Here is a 16,439-nt window from a genome sequence, read left to right on the forward strand (position 1 = left end):
CGGTGAATCCCCCCGAGCCGCTCACCCAGGCGGAGGTGCAGGGCTTCGCCGCCCTCGCCGCCCGGCTGGCGGAGAACGTCAACGCGGTCGTGCTGGGCAAGCCCCAGGTGGTGCGGCTGGCCCTGACCGCCCTGTTCGCGCAGGGGCACGTGCTGCTGGAGGACGTGCCGGGGGTCGGCAAGACCACCCTGGCCCGGGCCATCGCCGCCACCGTGAAGGGCGAGTGGCGGCGGATCCAGTTCACGCCAGACCTGCTGCCGTCGGACGTGTCCGGGGTGACCATCTTCAACCAGGCCACCCGCGGGTTCGAGTTCCACCCGGGGCCGGTGTTCGCCAACATCGTCATCGCCGACGAGATCAACCGGGCGTCGCCGAAGACCCAGTCGGCGCTGCTGGAGGTGATGGAGGAGCACACCGTCACCGTCGACGGCGTCCGCCATCCGGTGCCGCAGCCGTTCCTGGTGGTCGCCACGCAGAACCCGGTGGAGATGGACGGCACCTACCGGCTGCCCGAGGCCCAACTGGACCGGTTCCTGGTGAAGCTGTCCGTCGGGTACCCGGACGAGGCGGTCGAGGTGGAGGTGCTGCGGGGCGCGACGGTCCGCTCCCCCGAGGCGCTGACCCCGGTGACCGACACCGCCACCGTCGGGGAGATGGTGCGCATGGCCCGCCGGGTGCACATCGCCGAACCGCTGTACGCGTACGCGGTGCGGATCGCCGCCGCGACGCGTACCCATCCGCAGGTGCGGGTGGGGGTGAGCCCGCGCGGGGTGATCGCGTTGACCCGGGCGGCGTGCGCGTACGCGCTGATCGACGGGCGGGGCTGGATCATGCCGGAGGACCTGAAGACCCTCGCCGAGCCGGTGTTCGCGCACCGGCTGCTGCTCACCCCGGACGCGCAGGTACGCGGGGTGACCGCGGCGGAGGTGCTGCGCCAGGCCGTCGCCTCCGTTCCGGTGCCGCTGCCGACCGGCCAGGCCGCCCCGGTGCACGGCTGAGTCGTGGGGATCACCGCCCGGGGTGTCGGGCTGCTCGTGGCCGCCGTCGTCCTGCTGGTGGCCGGCTTCCGGTTCGCCTACCCGGAGCTGGTGCTGCTGGGCGTGGCGGCCGCGACCGCGGTCGGCTACGCGCTGGCCGGGGCGGCCTGGCGGCCCCGGCTGGCGGTGACCCGCCGCGCCGATCCGGACCGGGTGGCGCGCGGTCAGCCGACCGCGATGACGGTGACCGTGTGCAACACCGGGCGGCTGCCGGCGGCGAGCCTGGTCGCCGAGGACCGCTGCGGCGGTGTGACCGTGCCGGTGCCGCTGCTGCGCCTGCGTCCCGGCCGCGACACCACGGTCCGGTACCCGGTGCCGACGTCGCGCCGGGGCGTGGTGCCGGTGGGGCCGTTGCGGGTGACCCGGCGCGACCCGCTGGGCCTGGTATCCCTGTCCCGCCCGTACGGCGCGACCGTTCCGGTGTGGGTCCATCCGCGGGTGCACCCGCTGGCGGCGGTCCCGACCGGGGCGGGGCGCAGCCTCGACGGCCGGGTGGACGCCGTTCCGCAGGGGTCGATCACCTTCGACTCGCTGCGGGAGTACGTGGTCGGCGACGAGCTGCGCCGGGTGCACTGGCGGACCAGCGCGCGGGTGGGTGAGCTGATGGTCCGGGAAAACGTGGACACCAGCCTGCCCCGCCTGGTGGTGCTGCTGGACAACCGGGCGGTGGCCCACCCGGAGCGCTCCGGTGGGGTCGCGGAGTCGTTCGAGTCGGCCTGCGAGGCGGCGGCGTCGGTGCTGACCGCCGCGTACCGGGCCGACCTGCCGGCGGTGCTGGTGCTGGTGGCCCCCGCCGCGGCGGCGGTCACCGCGGCACCGAGCCACGCCCCGGCGCCACGCTCGTGGAGCAGGAGGTTCTCGGCAGGCCGTCCCGCCGCGGCCGGCGGGAACCTGGTGAGCAGCGCGGGCGGGGCCGGTGGGCGGGCCGACGGGCCGGGCGACGCCCCGCTGGACCGGCTCGCGGCCGCGCAGCTCGGCGACGACACGCTCGACGCGGCGCTGACCCGGCTGCGTGGCGACCGCCTCGGCGACACCCTGGTCGTCCTCACCGGCCCGGGCAGACGGGCTTCGCTCGGGCGGGTCGCCGCGCTGCGTGGCGCGTACCCGTCGGTGGTGGTCGGGGTCTTCGGGGCGACGGAGCCGGCCCCCGCGACCGGCCTCGTGGTGATCGACGCCGCGGACGGCGCGGCGTTCGCCGCCGAGTGGGACCGGGTGCGGCGGTGGTGACCGCGACCGGCCGGGCCGCGCCGCCGCAGGCCATGGGCGCGGCGCCCGAGGTGTCAAGCGGCGACCCCGCCGCTACCGCAGGCGTTGCGAAGCGGCCCTTCCGCACCGACCTGCCGGTGGCGGTGGCCCTGGTCGTGATGGTGGCGCTGGCCGGGGTGGTGCTCGGGCGGGTGTACGCCGGGGGGCTGCTCACCGGGCTGGTCGCGGGCGCGGCCGCCGGGTCGGTGCTGCTCGGGGTGGCCTGCCGGCGGCTGCCGTCCTGGCTGGTGGCGCCCGTGTCGGTGGTCGGCCTGATGGCGTGGACGCTGTGCTCGCTGCGCGTGGCCGCGAACCGCGCCGAGCTGCCCGGCCCGCTCACCGAGGTGGCCGCCGACGCCGCCCGCAACGGCATCCCCCGGCTGCTGACCGCGTTGATCCCGGTCGAGCCCGCACCGGACACAGTGCTCGTGCCGGTTGTCGCCGCCTGGCTGGCCGGGCTCGCCGCCGCCGAGGTGGCGCTGCGGGCGGGCCGGGTGCTGCTCGGCTACCTGCCACCGGTGCTGCTGTACGCCGGCGCCCTCTACGTGGTCGGCCCGAACGCCGACCCGGCGGTACGGCCGACGCTGGTGTTCGTGGCCGTGGCGGCGCTGGGGCTCGCCGTGCGGGGGCGCACCGCGGCGGCGGGCGCCGACCCGGCCGCGGGGCTGCCGGCCGGAGTCCGCTCGGCGGTGCGCCTCCGCCTCGCCGGGGCGTCCGTGGCCGGGACGGCGACGGTGGTCGCGCTGGCCGCCCTGCTCGGTCCGGCGCTCGCCGGGCAGGTCGGTGGCCGGCCGGTGGACCCCCGCCGGTACGTGGAGCCGCCCCGCGTGGACTCCCTCGACGAGAACCCGCTGATCCGCATCTCCGGCTGGGCCCTGCACCCGGACCAGAAGCTGCTCGACGTGACGACCGGGCGGGGCAGCCCGGACGACGGCGGGGACCCGGACGGCGGCGAGGGGCCGGCCGGCGGCACCGGTCCCGCCGGCGGGGACCCCGACGGCAGCGGGGACGTGCCGGGCGGCGACGGGCTGCGGATCCGGCTGGCCGTGCTCAGCGACTACGACGGTGTCACCTGGCGGGTCGGCGCGACCTACCGCAACGCCGGTCGCGTCCTGCCCGCGACGGCCCCCGCCCCGGCCAGCACCGTCGAGGCGGTACGGCAGGAGATCACCGTCGCCGACCTGACCGGACGGCTGCTGCCCGCCGTGCCCGCCCCGCGTGAGGTCACCGGGGCGCGGGTGGCCTACGACCCGGCGACCGGGACCCTCATCAGACCCGAAGGACTGACGCCGGGCCTGCGCTACGCGGTGACCTCCGCCCGGGAGCGGCCGGACCTCAACCTGCTCGCCACCGCCGACGTCCCGGCCGGCCCGCAGGCGGCCCGGGTGCTGCGGGTGCCCGACGGCGTGCCGGAGCCCCTGCGCCGGCTGGCCGCCCAGCTCGCCGAGTCGGCCGGCGCGCCCTACCCGCGGGCCGCCGCCGTGGAGCAGTTCCTCGCCGAGCACTACCGCCTGGTCGCGGACGCGCCGAGCGGGCACGCGTACCCGAACCTGGCCTTCTTCCTGTTCGGCCCTCGCGAGGGGGGTGGGCAGCGCGGCACCTCCGAGCAGTTCGCGGCGGCGTTCGCCGTGCTGGGCCGGCTGGTGGGCCTGCCGACCCGGGTGGTGGTCGGCTTCCGCTCCCCGGGCACCGGCCCGGTGCGGGCGGGTGACGCGTACGCCTGGCCGGAGGTGCTCTTCGACGGGCTCGGCTGGGTGCCGTTCGATCCGCTGCCCCGGCCGGACACCGAGCCCCGCCCGATCGAGGAGGACTTCCGCCCGCCGCCGGAGGACCCGCCGCCGTCGCCGGCCCCGGAGCCGAGCGCCGCGCCGACCGACTCGCCGCAACCGCTGGCCGCGCCGGGCCGGCCGACCGACGCCGGTGGCCTGTCGATACCGGTGCTGGTGGGCGCCGGCGCCGGCGGCACGCTGCTGCTGGTCGCGGCCCTGCTGCTGACCCTGCTGGGGATGCGCCGGTCGCTCAGCCACGCGCGACTCAACCGGGGCGACCCCGGCGAGCGGGTGGCCGGTGCCTGGCGGGAGGTGACCGACGCGCTGCGGCTGGCCGGGCATCCGGTCTCCGGTGACCTGGCGGCCACCGAGGTCGCCGCCGTCGCGCACGAGGTCCGGCCCCGGCCACCGGCCGGTGCGGCGGTGGGTGTCGCGGAGCTGGCGGGCCTGCTCAACCGGGCGGCCTTCGCGCCCGGCACGCTCACCGAGGAGCAGGCCGGGCGGGCCGTCACGGCCGCCCAGGCGTACGTGGTGGCGCTGCGGGCGGCCCGCCCCCGGTGGCGCCGCCTCCTCTGGGCCGTCCACCCCGGCCCGCTCCGCGCGGCGACCGCGCCGCACGGCGGGCGGCCCGGTCGCGGGCGGCGCTCGACCGGGCCGGCGGGGGATGCTTCCGGTTAGCCCGTTCGGCTCCCGCCGCCGCGGTGCGGATCAGGAGAGGCTCGTCGCCCCCGCGGCGGCGCCGGCGCGCTCGCCGCGCGACAGCAGCGCCGTCGCGCGTTCGGCGCGACGCGCCATCAGGTACGCGTCGGGCGACCTGCCGTAGGCCAGCCGGAACTGGCGGCTCAACTGCGCGGCCGGCAGGTTCACGCCGCGGGCGAGCGCCTCGACGTCCAGCGGCTGCGCGTACTCCCGGTCGATCCGGTCGCGGACCCGGCGCAGCACCGCCAGGTCGCGCAGGCGCTGCGCCGCGACCCGCGCCCGCCCCCAGGAGGGGTCGCACATCGGAGAACTCCTTCCGGCGGGTCCGGCTCGACCGGACGGATCAGCGCAGCTCCTGGATGCGGACCAGGTTGCCGGCGGGGTCGCGGAACGCGCAGTCGCGCACGCCGTACGGTTGCTCGGTCGGCTCCTGGACGACCTCGACGTCACCGGCCTGCACCTTCTCGAAGGTGCCGTCGAGATCCCGGGTGGCGAGCAGGATCCAGCCGTAGGTGCCCTTGGCCATCATCTCGAGGATCGTGCGGCGCTCGTCGTCGGTGATGCCGGGGTCGACGGCCGGCGGTGCCAGCAGGATCGACGTCTCGGGCTGGCCGGCGGGACCGACGGTGATCCAGCGCATCTTGCCCTGGCCGACGTCGCTGCGGACCTCGAAGTCGAGGACGTCGCGGTAGAAGGCCACGGACGCGTCCGGGTCGACGTGCGGAAGAACGGTCGTGTGAATGGTGAGGTCCATGGCGATCAGGTTAGGGCGATCCCGGTACCGGGACTTCTCGATTCCTGATCGAATGCGCCCCCTCGATCCGCCCCGGCCCCCGCGCCGGGCAGCGCGGCGACCCCTCAGCAGAACCAGCCGTCCTGGACCCAGCCGCGCCGGTTGATGTGGCCGTAGGCGAACCCGTAGACGTATCCGCCGCTGCGCGGGCCCTCGACCAGGAAGGTCTGACCGCGGTACAGCGTGCCCATCCACGCGCCGTTGGGTTGGGTACGCACGAACAGGTCCTGCGCGCACACCGTCTCGCGCTGGCCGATGGTCCCGTTGGCGGCTTCGGCCGTGCCCGGCGCGAGCACCGCGGCCGTCACGGCCACCGCGAGCAGGGCGCCGCTGTGGCGCGCCCACGTCCGCCTCACCACGTGTCGTACCCTCCGATGCACTCGATACGCAGGTAGCCCCAGTCGTTGGGCCCGAAGTCGAAGGACGCCGCCCACCCGTTGTAGACCGGGTGCGCCCCGGGCGTGTGGCCGATCTTGTTGCCGTAGGTCAGCACCCGCTTGAGGCCACGCGGGCCACTGGCCGAGTCGTAGTTGGCGTAGAAGCTGGCGGTCTGGCAGACGACCACGGCGTGCCGGGGCACGACCGGGTCCGCGGTCGCCGCCGTCGCTCCCAGCGGTGCCAGCAGCATCCCGACGCCCAGTGCGGCGAGGAGTCGGCGGGTTCGTCCGACCATCGTGAACCTCCTTCGAGGGCACCGCGCCCGGCACCGGCGACGATAACCGATACATCGAAGGTTGTCTACGTGATCAGTCGCTGCGGCCGAAGGGTTCCTTCACCCGGCCAGGCGGCGCACCAGCTTGCGCAGGCCCGCCTGCCAGCCGTCGGGGTCCTCGGCGCGGCGGCGGGCGTACCCGGCGACCTCCGGGTGCGGCAGGATCAGGAAACGCTCCTCGGCGAGGCCGGCGATCACCGATTCGGCCACCTGGTCCGGGGTGAGCACCGCGCCGGAGGCGGCGATCACCTTCGCGCCCAGGTGGCCCGCCGCCAGCCCCTCGGACAGCATCGGCGTGTCCACCCCCTGCGGGCAGAGCGCGCTGACCCGCACGCCCCGGTCCCGGTAGGTGATCGCGAGCCACTCGGCGAACGCGACCGCGGCGTGCTTCGTCGCCGTGTACGGGGCGTCCCCGACCGCGGTCAGCACCCCCGCCGCCGAACAGGTCATGAGCAGGTAGCCGTCGCCCCGGGCGAGCATCGCGGGCAGCACCGCGCGGGCAGTGTGGACGTGGGAGAGCACGTTGACCCGCCACGCCCGGTCCCAGTCGGCGTCCGGGGCGTCCACGCCCCCGCCGGTGGCCACGCCGGCGTTGGCGCAGAACAGGTCGATCCGCCCGAACCTCTGCTCGGTGTCGGCGACCAGCGCGCGGACCTGCGCCTCGTCGGCCACGTCCACGCCCACCGGGTGCGCGACCGGCCCCACCGCCTCGGCGACCGCGCCGGCCGCGTCGGCGTTCAGGTCGGCCACCACGACCGCCGCCACGCCCTCGGCGGCGAACCGCCGGGCCAGCGCCGACCCGATGCCACCGGCCCCACCGGTGACCACCACGACCCGGTCGGTGAGGTTCACCGCGACGCACCCCCGCCCAGCCGGTTGATCACGTCGAAGAGGGCCTTGGCTCCCCCGGCGGCCAGCTCGGGCGTGGGCAGCAGCGCCAGCACGGGGACGTCCACGCCGGCCTCGGCGTAGCGGCGCACCTGCGCCCGGCACGTCTCCGGGGCCCCGTGCAGCACGAGCGCGTCGACCACCTCGTCCGGCACGGCCGCAGCCGCGCCCCGCCGGTCACCGGCCGCCCAGGCCTGCCACATCGGCGCGAACACCTCGCCCCGGCCCAGCCAGCGGTGGAACTCCGCGTACGCCGGGACGGTCAGGTAGCTGGTGATGAGCCGGCGGCCGAGCGCGCGGGCGTGCGCGGTGTCCTCGGTCGGGCAGACGAAGATCCGCGCGACCACGTCGAAGCCGGGACGGCGCTCGCCGAGCTCGGCCAACGCCTGCGCGACGTCACCGGCGGCGAGCCAGTTGAGGATCACGCCGTCGGCCTCGGCCGCGGCCAGCCGCAGCATCCCGGGCCGCAGGGCGGCCAGCAGCAGGCGCGGCGGCACGGCCGGTGGCCGTTCCAGCCTGAACCGGCGCACCGCGAACGTGTCGTACGCCCCGTCGACGGTCTCGCCGGCCAGCGCGGAGCGCAGGAAGCGCAGCACGTCCCGGGTACGCCGGAACGGCTCACTGAACTCGCCCGCGTTCCAGTCCCCCACGATCACCGGCGAGGACGCCCCGATGCCGAGCGCGAACCGGCCGGGTGCGGTCTCGGCGAGCGCGGCGGCGCTCATCGCGAGCAGGCCGGGCCCGCGGGTGAAGACCGGGGCGATCGCGGTGCCCAGCCGCAGCCGCGGCGCCCACGCGGCGGCGAGCGCCAGCGGGGTGAACGCGTCGGCCCCGGCGACCTCCGAGGACCAGGCGTCGGTGAAGCCGGCCTCGTCGAGCGCGCGGTAGACCGCGGCGTGGTCGGCGAGCGGGATCCCGCCCAGCGGAACCGTCATGCCCCATCGCGTCGTCATCGGTCGATGATGTCGGCCCGCGACCGCACCGGGCAAGATCGGTGTGAGGTTTCCCGGTTCCCGGTCGCCCGCCCCCGGCGGATGCTACGAACCTTGCGTGGGCACATCCGACCGCCAGGTGCGCTGACCGTGGGGACGGCCGGCGCCCGACGGCTCGTGCCCGCCACCACCGCCGCCGGGCGGGCGACCTTCCTCGAACTCTTCTTCGACATGGTCTTCGTGTTCGCGCTGACCCGCGTCTCGGCCCGCGCGTTCGAGGACCTCGCGGTGGAGCCGGGCGGCGCCCGGGGTTGGGCGGCGCTGACCGGCGGCGGCAAGACACTGCTGGTGATCTTCGCGCTCTGGGCGGTGTGGCAGGGCACCGCCTGGACCACCAGCCGCTACGACCCGCACCACCTCTGGCTGCAACTGATCGTGCTGACCGCGCTGGTGTGCAGCATGGTGATGGGGGTCGCGCTCATCCGGGCGTTCACCCAGACCGGACTCGCGTTCGCGGTCGCCTACGTGGTGGTCCAGGTCTCCCGGTCGCTGATCCTGCTGCTCGCGCTCGGCGCGCATCCGTACCGCCGGCTGAAGCTGCGGATGCTGCTCTGGTTCACCTCGACCGGGGTGCTGTGGATCGCCGGGGCGCTCGTGGCGACCAATCCCCGGGTGCTTCTCTGGTCGGCGGCACTGGCCCTGGAGTACCTGGCCATCCGGTCCGGCTGGCCGGTACCGGGGATGGGCCGCTCGACGACCTCGAAATGGGACATCGCCGGCGAGCACCTGGCCGAACGATACCAGCAGTTCTTCCTCATCGCACTCGGCGAGACGATCCTGGTGGCCGGCTTCGCCTTCAGCAACGGCCCGTTCCATCCGGCGCAGACGGCGGCGTTCGCGATGGCGCTGGCGACCACGATCCTGCTGTGGCGCATCTACGTGCAGCGCGCCGGGCAGATCCTCAGCGAGGCGGTGCTGAAGTCCCGCCACCCGGCGCGGACCGGCCGGTCGGCGGCGGACACCCACCTGGTCATGATCGTCGGGCTGGTCGCCGTGGCGGTCGGGTACGAGCTGGTCATCGTCCACCCGCTGGATCGGCCGGAGACGTCGTGGGTGGTGATGGTGCTGGGCGGGCCGGTGCTCTTCCTCGTCGGGCGGGCCCGGTTCGAGTACGAGGTGTTCAGCCGGGTCTCCCCGTCCCGCTGGATCGCGGCCCTGGTGTTGCTGGCCGCCGTACCGGCCCTGGTGTACCGCCCGGTGCTGGTCGCCGCCGTGCTGGCCACCGTCGTGCTGGCCGCCGTCGCGGTCGCCGACGCGCGCCGGGCGCACGGCCGTCCGCCGGAGGCGGCGGCACCGCCGTTCTGATGATCCGGACCGCCGGCACGCCGCGCTACGCTGCGTCACGTGACCTTCTCCCTCGTCGCCCGCTCCGACGACGGCCGGCTGCACGGCGTCGTCGTGGCCAGCCGTTTCCTCGCCGCCGGCGCGCTGGTCCCGGCCGCCGAGGCCGAGATCGGCGCACTGGCGACCCAGGCCCACCTGAACCTGGCGTACCGCCCGCAGGGGCTGGCCCTGCTACGCACCGGCGTCGCCGCGGCGGACGTGGTCGCCGGGCTGGTCGCCGCCGACGGCGCACGGGCCCACCGGCAACTCGGTGTGGTCGGCGCCACCGGTGCGGGCGCCACCTGGACCGGCCCGGCCTGCCATCCGTGGGCCGGCGGCCAGGCCGGCGACGGCTGGGCGGCGCAGGGCAACATCCTCGCCGGCCCCCAGGTGATCGACGCCCTGCGCGACGCCTGGCTGGGCGGGTCCGCGCTGCCGTTCCCGGACCGGCTCGTGGCCGCGCTGCGCGCCGGCGACCAGGCCGGCGGGGACCGGCGGGGCCGGCAGAGCGCCGGGCTGCTGGTGGTCGAGCGCGGCGGCGGGTACGGCGGCACCGGCGACATCCTGGTGGATCTGCGCGTCGACGACCACCCCGACCCGGTGGCCGAGCTGAGCCGGCTGCTCGCCGTGCACACCCTGCTGTTCACCCGCCCGGACCCGGCGACCCTGCTCGAGTTCAGCGGCGCGGTCGCCGCCGAGGTGACCGCGCTGCTCATCGCCCTGGGACAGCCGGTCGACCCGGCCGATCCGGAGGCGGCGCTGTTCGACTGGGCGGGCATGGAGAACCTGGAGGAGCGGCTGGTGCCCGGCCGGATCGACCCGGTCGTGCTCGACCACCTCCGCAAGGCCGCCCCGCACGTCCCCGCGCCCCGCCCCGCCGGCGACGCCCTGTCGGCGCCTGACGCCGACCGGCCGCGCGGGGATCAGCGCCCGCGCGAGCAACCCACCGCTGGCCGGCGGTCGGCTCCGTCGCCGGCGGGCCGCCCGGCGGCCGGTCAGGGCGCGAAGCTCAGCCAGCGGAAACCGGCGGCGTCGGCGGTCGCGCGTTCCGCGGGCGTCAGCGGCGCCCGCCCGGTGGCCTTGCGTACCAGCGCGAGCCGGTCCCAGCCGAGGCCGGGCGGCACCGGGCGGCCGCCGGTGAGCAGGTCGGCGACGACCGCGGCGGCGGCCGGCGTCAGCCACGGCGGCCGGTCCAGCGCCGCCGCCAGGTCCAGGCCGTGCACGCCGACCTCGACCACCCGGGTACGCAGGAACTCGACCACCGTCATCGCGTCCCCGTGCCGGGTCCGGACCACCCGGTGGGCCGGCTGGGCGTCCACCGCGTGCAGCGTCGCCCGCCAGACCCGGTCGACGTCGTCGGCGAGTTCCGCGGCGCTCAGCCGCCGACCCTCGCGACGGCCGCTGTCGATCCGCTCGGCGTCCACGTCCGGGCTGAACTTCGCCGCGCCGAAGTAACCCGCGGCGTCCACCTCGGCGCGCGGGGGCGCGGGATCGGCGAGCATGCCGGCCAGCCGCCCGACGCCGGCCCGCACGTGCCCGAGCAGGCCCCGGACGTCCCACGGCCGGCAGTCGGTGGGCCGGTCCAGGTCGGCCTCGGTGAGGTCGCGGAGCACCTCGACGAGTCGCTCGCACTCGTCCCGGAACGCGGTCCGGACCTGCTCATGGTCGACCACCTGGTCGCCCATCGCTCAGCCCGCCCGTCGGGGGACGAGACGGTGCACGCTGATCAGCACCAGGGCCATGACGACGCCCACGGTGCCGGCGATCCCGGCGGCGCTGCCGGCGTACCCGACGAAGAGCGGACGGCGGCTCAGGTCGTCCGGGGCGGTGCCGCGAAGGTCGGTCAGCCAGGCCAGGGCGAGGATGCTGGCCAGCACCGCGAGCAGGCCGGCCGCGCCGAGCACCCCGGCGGCGAGGCGGTGCGCGTCGGCGGAGTCGACCTCCGCCCGCGGGCGCTGCGTGACCAGCAGCAGCAGACCGGCCAGCGCCGCCCACACCCCGACCACCAGGTACGCGGCGACCGCGTCGCTGGGCCGGTGCCAGCCGGCGGAGAGGGTGGCCACGCCGGCGGCCGCGGCGTAGCCGGTGCCGAGGAACGCACCGGCGGAGCGCACCGTCCGGGGCAGCACGAGCACCAGCGCCACCGCGACCGAGGCGGCGACGGTGGTGTGGCCGCTGGGGAGGCTGTTGCCGGCGAAGATCCGCTCCGGGTCGATGCCGAGGTCCGGTCTCGCGAGGCCGTACTTCAGCGCCTGGGTGCTGACGTTGGCGCCGACGATGAGCAGGGTGGCGGTGATCGCGAGCGCGACCCGCCCGCGCATCAGGGCGATGAACCCGATCACCGCGGTCGCCGCCAGCAGCGACACCACCGACATGGCGTTGAGGATCCGGTCGACCGGTTCGTCGATGCGGTCCTGGCCGATCCGGTTCCCGGTCAGCGCGACCGTGTCGAACCACTGGCCCAGCTCGGTGTGCACGGCCGCCCGCCACAGGGCGAGGAAGGCGGCCGCCTGGGCCAGCGCCAGCACGACCAACCAGACCGCCGTCCACCCTCTCGCCGTCTCGCGCACCCGCACAACTTAAGCGACACGTCACACCTCCGCCCGGGTGGCCCGCCGCCCGATCGCGACTAGGTTTGAGGCTGGTCCGCCGGGGTCGCCACGCCCGCGCCGCGGCGGGAGGTCAGGGAGGTGGGTGTGGGCAGCGCAGCGGAGCACACGACACCTCCGCCCGGGCGGCCGGAGCCGCTCGCCGACCTGCTCGGCGGGCGTCGCGGGGCGGTCGACGCCACCCTGCCGCCGGTGGCGTTCGCCGCCGGCTGGCTGCTCGGCGGGGAGTCGCTGCCGATCGGGGTCGGCGCCGCCCTGGTGACCGGGGTGGCGGTGGCGGGGTGGCGGTGGCGCCGCGGGCGCCGGCCGCGTTCGGTGCTGCTGGGTCTGCTCGCCGTCTGTGTCGCCGCGCTGATCGCGCTGCGCACCGGCCGGGCCGAGGACTTCTTCCTGGTGCAACTGGTGGCCAACGCGGCCAGCGCGCTCGCCTGGGCGGTGAGCATCGTGATCCGCTGGCCGCTGCTCGGTGTCGTCGTCGGCGTCGCGCTGCGACAGCGGACCCGGTGGCGCCGCGATCCCGCGCTGCTGCGCGCGTACGGGCGGGCCAGTTGGCTCTGGGCGGCCAGCTACCTGTTGCGGGTGGCGGTGTTCCTGCCGCTGTGGCTCGGCGGGCAGGTGGTGGCGCTGAGCGTGGCCCGGGTGGCGCTGAGCTGGCCGCTGGTGGCCGCCATGCTCGCGGCGAGCTGGGTGGTCGTGCGCCGGTCGTTGCCGGCCGGGCATCCGGGCCTGCGCCATCCGGTGCTCCAGGAGCCGGCGTCGGCGCCCTCGCCGGCCGGCCGCTGACGGGACCGGCTCGACGGAGAAAAAGTGGAGAGGCCGCCACGGGGGGAGCGGCCTCTCCGGTGACGTACGTTACCCCGTCATGGTCTTCTCCGTGATCCCGGGAGGGCCTGTTTTTCGGGCTTTTTCGCGCCCTGTGCACAACCGGGTGGTGGGGTGGGCCGGTCGATCCGCTGCGTCGGCCGGATGACCGGCCCACCCCGGCCTGACCGTGGGCGTCAGGCCGTCCGCCGGGCCGGGTGCCGCGTCCCCCGCGCCCCGGCCGGCTCTCCGGGCGGACGCTGCGGCGCCCGCCCGGAGAAGTGTGGTCAGCCGTTCGGGAACAGCTTCCCGTAGTCGGCGTACGCCATCGCGACGTCCGCCTGCGCCCAGAACCGGTGGTAGCGGAACTCCGGCTCCGCTCCGCCGTTCAGGTACGCCTGCACCTTGGGCCACGCCGGGTCGTTCTTGTAGAACGAGCGGATGTCGACGAAGCTCTTGCCCGGGGCGATCTGGTCGCCGTTGGGCATCCGCCCGGTCCAGCCCTGCGGGATGTAGAGGCCCTGGCCGGTGGCGGCGTCGTAGACGTCGTCGAAGCGGCGGTAGTCGCCCCGCTTCTCCACCGTGGAGACACCCTGGGTGTCGCTGGCCGCGTGCAGCGCGTCCAGCAGGCCCTTGGCCGTGTTCTTGGCGGCCGTGTTGCCCGACTTCGCCGCGTACGCGATGAGGGTGCGGGCGTAGGCGGCGGCGACGCCGACGTCCTGGCCCTTCACCGTGACCTCGACGTGCAGGTTGGTGTTGGGCTGCGGGTTGGTCGGGTTCCAGGTGGCCGGCTGGCCGGTCCAGCTCATGTCCGACGGGATCGACCAGTTGGTGCCGAGCGTGGTGTTGGCGATCGCCCACGGCACCCACTTGTCGAGCAGCGCCTTGGCCTTGGCGTTGCCGGTGACCAGGTACAGCTCGGCGATGCGCTGCATCGACCAGGCCTGCATGCCGAACCACTGGTTCGACGGCGGGTCGTTGTAGACCGGGTCGACGTCGTAGAACATTCCGTAGAAGGTGGACGTGCCGGCCGGCGGCTGGCCGTAGTGGCCACCCCAGCTGTTGGTCGCGCCACCGGCGATGCCGCCCTCGGCGGACTGCAGCCAGGTGTAGAACTCCAACTGCCGCTCGAAGCTCTTCTCCCAGTCGGCGACGGCGGTCGGCGACCTCGGCTTCAGCTCGTTGACGTTGGTCATCGCCCACGCCGCGAACGGGTTCTGGTAGCCGAAGTGGTTGTGGCTGGAGCCGATCCGCCACGACCAGTTCTGGCTCGTCTCGTACGCGCCGCCCCAGGCGTAGTACCAGGACAGCAGGTAGTGCGCCGAGTCCCGGCCGGTGCCCGCCGGGCAGGCGGTCGCGCCCACGCAGTTGCCGATCTTCTTGAAGTACTTGTCGAACAGGGCGTAGCGCAGGTAGTCACCCATCTTCGCGGCCTTGGCCACGGTGGCCGACACGTCGGCCGCCTTGTTCTGCTCCTTGGCCCAGGTCAGGGCCCAGTACGCGGCCTGCACGGCCCGGGCGTCGGCGTCCGGGGCGTTGGTGAACTTCCACTGCTTGGCCGGTGCGTTGGCCTCCTTGATGAACAGGTCCAGGTAGCCGTTCGGGCCGCCGTGGCGGAAGGTGTCGCAGGACGGCTGCGGGACGGTCTCCCAGACCGACTCCTGGGTGCCGCGCTGGAAGGTGTTGATGTACGCCGGCCGGGTGGTGCCGTCGCCGCAGCGGCCGTAGCCGTAGACGTTGTCCACGTCGAGCAGCCAGTGCATGCCGTAGATCTGGCCGTTGCCGTAGGTGGACTGCAGCTCGCTGCGCAGCGGGTCCTGGCCCACCGGCACGTTCGGCTCCAGCTGGGACGGGTACTGGCTGGGCAGGTCGTGCTCGGCGGCGTACTGCGGGGTGCCGGCCGCGCCCGCGGTGGGCTGGTCGGACTGCGACGGGATGATGTACTTCTCCATCACCGTCCAGGCGTTGTTGAACGGCGCCCAGTTCTGGGTCACCCGGCCGTAGTAGGCCTCCAGCCACAGCCAGAAGCTGAACGCCTCGGAGGTGGTCTCGTGTCCGTGGTCGGGCGCCTCGACGATCAGCGTCTCGATCGAGTGGTACGGCACGCCCTCGGGGCTGAAGTACCCCGAGTTCTTGATCTTGCCGTACTGGGCGAGGAAGCGCTCGACGTACTCGCTGTCGCCGCCGGGCACGTCGTTGTCGATCTCGGTGGCGGTGATCGCCAGCGGCGCGTACCCGCTGGCGGACGCGGTGATGGTCGCCGTGCCGCCGACGGTGTCGCTGTCCTCGGCGGCCGAGACGGTGACGTTGACGCCGGTGCTCCAGTTGCTGGGCGTGAGCGTCACCGACGTCGGCGCGACGGTGATGTCGGCGTCGCCGGTGCGGGCCAGGGAGACCGCGACGTTGGCCGAGGGCGCCCGGCTCAGCTTGAGGTTGACCGTCGAGCTGCCGCCCTCGTTGACGCTCACCGCGGACGGCGTGGCGACCAGTTGCGGTCCGGAGGCGGGGGTGACGGTGAACGCCTGCTCGGCGACCGCGCTCAGGTTCGCGTTGTCGTACGCCCTGGCCTGCACGGTGTAGTCACCGGCCGGCAGGTCCTCGAGCGTGTACGCGTACGGGGCGGTGGTGTCGGTGTTGACCAGCAGGCCGTTGCGGTAGAACTCGACCTTGCTGATCGTCCCGTCCGGGTCGCTGGCGGTGGCGGTCAGCGGCACGTCGGCGGGGGCCTCGAACGGCCCGTCCGGCACGCTCAGCGTGACCGTGGGCGGCTGCTGCGCCGTGCCGCCGCAGGTGACCCCGTTGACCGAGAAGGAGGTCGGCTTGGCGTTGGTGCCGCTGTAGGAGGCGTTGAAGCCGATGTTCGTCGAGCCGCCGGTGCCGATGGCGCCGTTCCACGACTCGTTGGTGGCGGTGACCTGGTTTCCGGTCTGGCTCCATCTCGCCGACCAGCCCTGGGTGATCTGCTGGTCGCCGGGGAAGGCGAACCGCAGCGTCCAGCCGTTGATCGGGTCGCCGAGGTTGTTGATCGTGACGTTCGCGGTGAAGCCGGTGTTCCAGTCGTTGGTCGCGTAGACCACGTCGCAGGCCGGTGCGGCCTGCGCGACGCCGGCGGGCAGGGTCACCCCGCCGATCGCCAACGCGGTTACGGCGACGATCGCCAACCGGCGACGTCTGGCCAGATGTCTCATGTGCGCGGTGTCTCCTCGGACCGGGCCGGGACGGGTCGATGCCCCGGCGGGGCGCCTGGCCGGTGTCGTACCGGTGGGCGAGGCGCCCGGGATGAGGGTCTCCCCGGCGGGGCCGGGGCGGTGGCGCGGCGGTGGGGACGCCGGCTCACCTCGGGTGCCGTGCCGGCGGAACCGGCTGCCCTCGGCGACCCACGCGTGACGGTGGCTCGGCGGTCAGTGTGCCATCAATGGAAGCGCTCCCACAAGAACCGCAGGCACGTTGCAGCAGGTCGATGTTTCGATCTCGTTTTGGGGCTTTCACAAAGCGGTGACGGGCGTTACAGTCGCACCATCGCCGATGGGAGCGCTTCCATCGACGGAGTTCCACCAGGAAGATCGCCCGG

13 protein-coding genes and 2 pseudogenes are annotated in these 16,439 nt (G+C 74.9%); 6 read left to right on the forward strand and 9 right to left on the reverse strand.

Annotated features, from left to right (window positions below; translation table 11 throughout):
- Positions 1–2 precede the first annotated feature (2 nt).
- Genes EV376_RS25595 through EV376_RS25605 form a run of 3 tightly spaced genes read left to right on the forward strand, consistent with a single transcriptional unit; the run spans position 3 to position 4,729 of the window.
- Positions 3–998 carry an AAA family ATPase gene (locus EV376_RS25595; RefSeq protein WP_130327300.1) on the forward strand — a complete coding sequence of 332 codons (996 nt, stop codon included), beginning with the start codon at positions 3–5 and terminating at the stop codon, positions 996–998.
- A gap of 3 nt (positions 999–1,001) precedes the next feature.
- Complete coding sequence (locus EV376_RS25600; protein ID WP_130327302.1) at positions 1,002–2,264, forward strand: DUF58 domain-containing protein; 1,263 nt, start codon at positions 1,002–1,004, stop codon at positions 2,262–2,264.
- The gene (locus tag EV376_RS25605; RefSeq protein WP_486482803.1) at positions 2,240–4,729 is read left to right on the forward strand and encodes a transglutaminase TgpA family protein; all 2,490 of its coding nucleotides are present in this window, start codon (positions 2,240–2,242) and stop codon (positions 4,727–4,729) included. Before EV376_RS25600 ends, EV376_RS25605 begins: the two co-directional genes overlap by 25 nt.
- Positions 4,730–4,798: 69 nt before the next feature.
- Here EV376_RS25605 and EV376_RS25610 read toward each other — a convergent pair.
- From EV376_RS25610 to EV376_RS25635, 6 genes and pseudogenes are all read right to left on the reverse strand, one after another.
- Positions 4,799–5,053, reverse strand: a pseudogene (locus EV376_RS25610) (AraC family transcriptional regulator); the annotation flags it as partial.
- A 40-nt stretch (positions 5,054–5,093) separates the two neighbouring features.
- On the reverse strand, positions 5,094–5,504 hold the full coding sequence (locus EV376_RS25615; RefSeq protein WP_130327304.1) for a VOC family protein: 411 nt from the start codon (positions 5,502–5,504) through the stop codon (positions 5,094–5,096).
- 104 nt (positions 5,505–5,608) lie between these two features.
- Positions 5,609–5,902 carry a hypothetical protein gene (locus EV376_RS25620; protein ID WP_207228429.1) on the reverse strand — a complete coding sequence of 98 codons (294 nt, stop codon included), beginning with the start codon at positions 5,900–5,902 and terminating at the stop codon, positions 5,609–5,611.
- Positions 5,896–6,216, reverse strand: a complete 321-nt coding sequence (locus tag EV376_RS25625) for a hypothetical protein (RefSeq protein ID WP_130327306.1) — start codon at positions 6,214–6,216, stop codon at positions 5,896–5,898. Before EV376_RS25625 ends, EV376_RS25620 begins: the two co-directional genes overlap by 7 nt.
- A gap of 99 nt (positions 6,217–6,315) precedes the next feature.
- Positions 6,316–7,107, reverse strand: a complete 792-nt coding sequence (locus tag EV376_RS25630) for an SDR family oxidoreductase (protein ID WP_130327308.1) — start codon at positions 7,105–7,107, stop codon at positions 6,316–6,318.
- Entirely contained in the window at positions 7,104–8,078 is a 975-nt protein-coding gene (locus EV376_RS25635) for an LLM class F420-dependent oxidoreductase (RefSeq protein WP_130328865.1), read from the reverse strand. The genes EV376_RS25630 and EV376_RS25635 overlap by 4 nt, the downstream gene beginning before the upstream one ends.
- A gap of 147 nt (positions 8,079–8,225) precedes the next feature.
- On the opposite strand from EV376_RS25635, the gene EV376_RS25640 reads away from it, so the two are divergent.
- Together EV376_RS25640 and EV376_RS25645 are read left to right on the forward strand one after the other, a co-directional pair.
- Positions 8,226–9,440 (forward strand): low temperature requirement protein A, encoded by a 1,215-nt coding sequence (locus tag EV376_RS25640; RefSeq protein ID WP_486482804.1) that lies wholly within the window; start codon positions 8,226–8,228, stop codon positions 9,438–9,440.
- 39 nt (positions 9,441–9,479) lie between these two features.
- Positions 9,480–10,340 (forward strand): annotated as a pseudogene (locus EV376_RS25645) (DUF1028 domain-containing protein); the annotation flags it as partial.
- Between the two features lie 113 nt (positions 10,341–10,453).
- On the opposite strand, the gene EV376_RS25650 reads toward EV376_RS25645, so the two are convergent.
- Complete coding sequence (locus tag EV376_RS25650; RefSeq protein WP_130327312.1) at positions 10,454–11,143, reverse strand: maleylpyruvate isomerase N-terminal domain-containing protein; 690 nt, start codon at positions 11,141–11,143, stop codon at positions 10,454–10,456.
- A 3-nt stretch (positions 11,144–11,146) separates the two neighbouring features.
- On the reverse strand, positions 11,147–12,034 hold the full coding sequence (locus tag EV376_RS25655; protein ID WP_130327314.1) for a phosphatase PAP2 family protein: 888 nt from the start codon (positions 12,032–12,034) through the stop codon (positions 11,147–11,149).
- A 120-nt stretch (positions 12,035–12,154) separates the two neighbouring features.
- Here EV376_RS25655 and EV376_RS25660 point away from each other — a divergent pair, with 120 nt between their 5' ends.
- Positions 12,155–12,850, forward strand: a complete 696-nt coding sequence (locus tag EV376_RS25660) for a DUF3159 domain-containing protein (RefSeq protein ID WP_130327316.1) — start codon at positions 12,155–12,157, stop codon at positions 12,848–12,850.
- A gap of 305 nt (positions 12,851–13,155) precedes the next feature.
- Here the strand turns inward: EV376_RS25660 and EV376_RS25665 are convergent, their stop codons facing one another.
- Positions 13,156–16,056, reverse strand: a complete 2,901-nt coding sequence (locus EV376_RS25665) for a glycoside hydrolase family 48 protein (protein WP_130327318.1) — start codon at positions 16,054–16,056, stop codon at positions 13,156–13,158.
- Between the last annotated feature and the right edge of the window lie 383 nt (positions 16,057–16,439).

The sequence above is a fragment of the Micromonospora sp. CNZ295 genome, assembly GCF_004217535.1.

Excerpts from the sequence above, each read along its gene's own strand:
- EV376_RS25635 (WP_130328865.1), bottom strand. The coding sequence starts at position 8,078 with ATGACGGTTCCGCTGGGCGGGATCCCGCTCGCCGACCACGCCGCGGTC.
- EV376_RS25650 (WP_130327312.1), bottom strand. The coding sequence starts at position 11,143 with ATGGGCGACCAGGTGGTCGACCATGAGCAGGTCCGGACCGCGTTCCGG.
- EV376_RS25625 (WP_130327306.1), bottom strand. The coding sequence starts at position 6,216 with ATGGTCGGACGAACCCGCCGACTCCTCGCCGCACTGGGCGTCGGGATG.
- EV376_RS25665 (WP_130327318.1), bottom strand. The coding sequence starts at position 16,056 with ATGAGACATCTGGCCAGACGTCGCCGGTTGGCGATCGTCGCCGTAACC.
- EV376_RS25615 (WP_130327304.1), bottom strand. The coding sequence starts at position 5,504 with ATGGACCTCACCATTCACACGACCGTTCTTCCGCACGTCGACCCGGAC.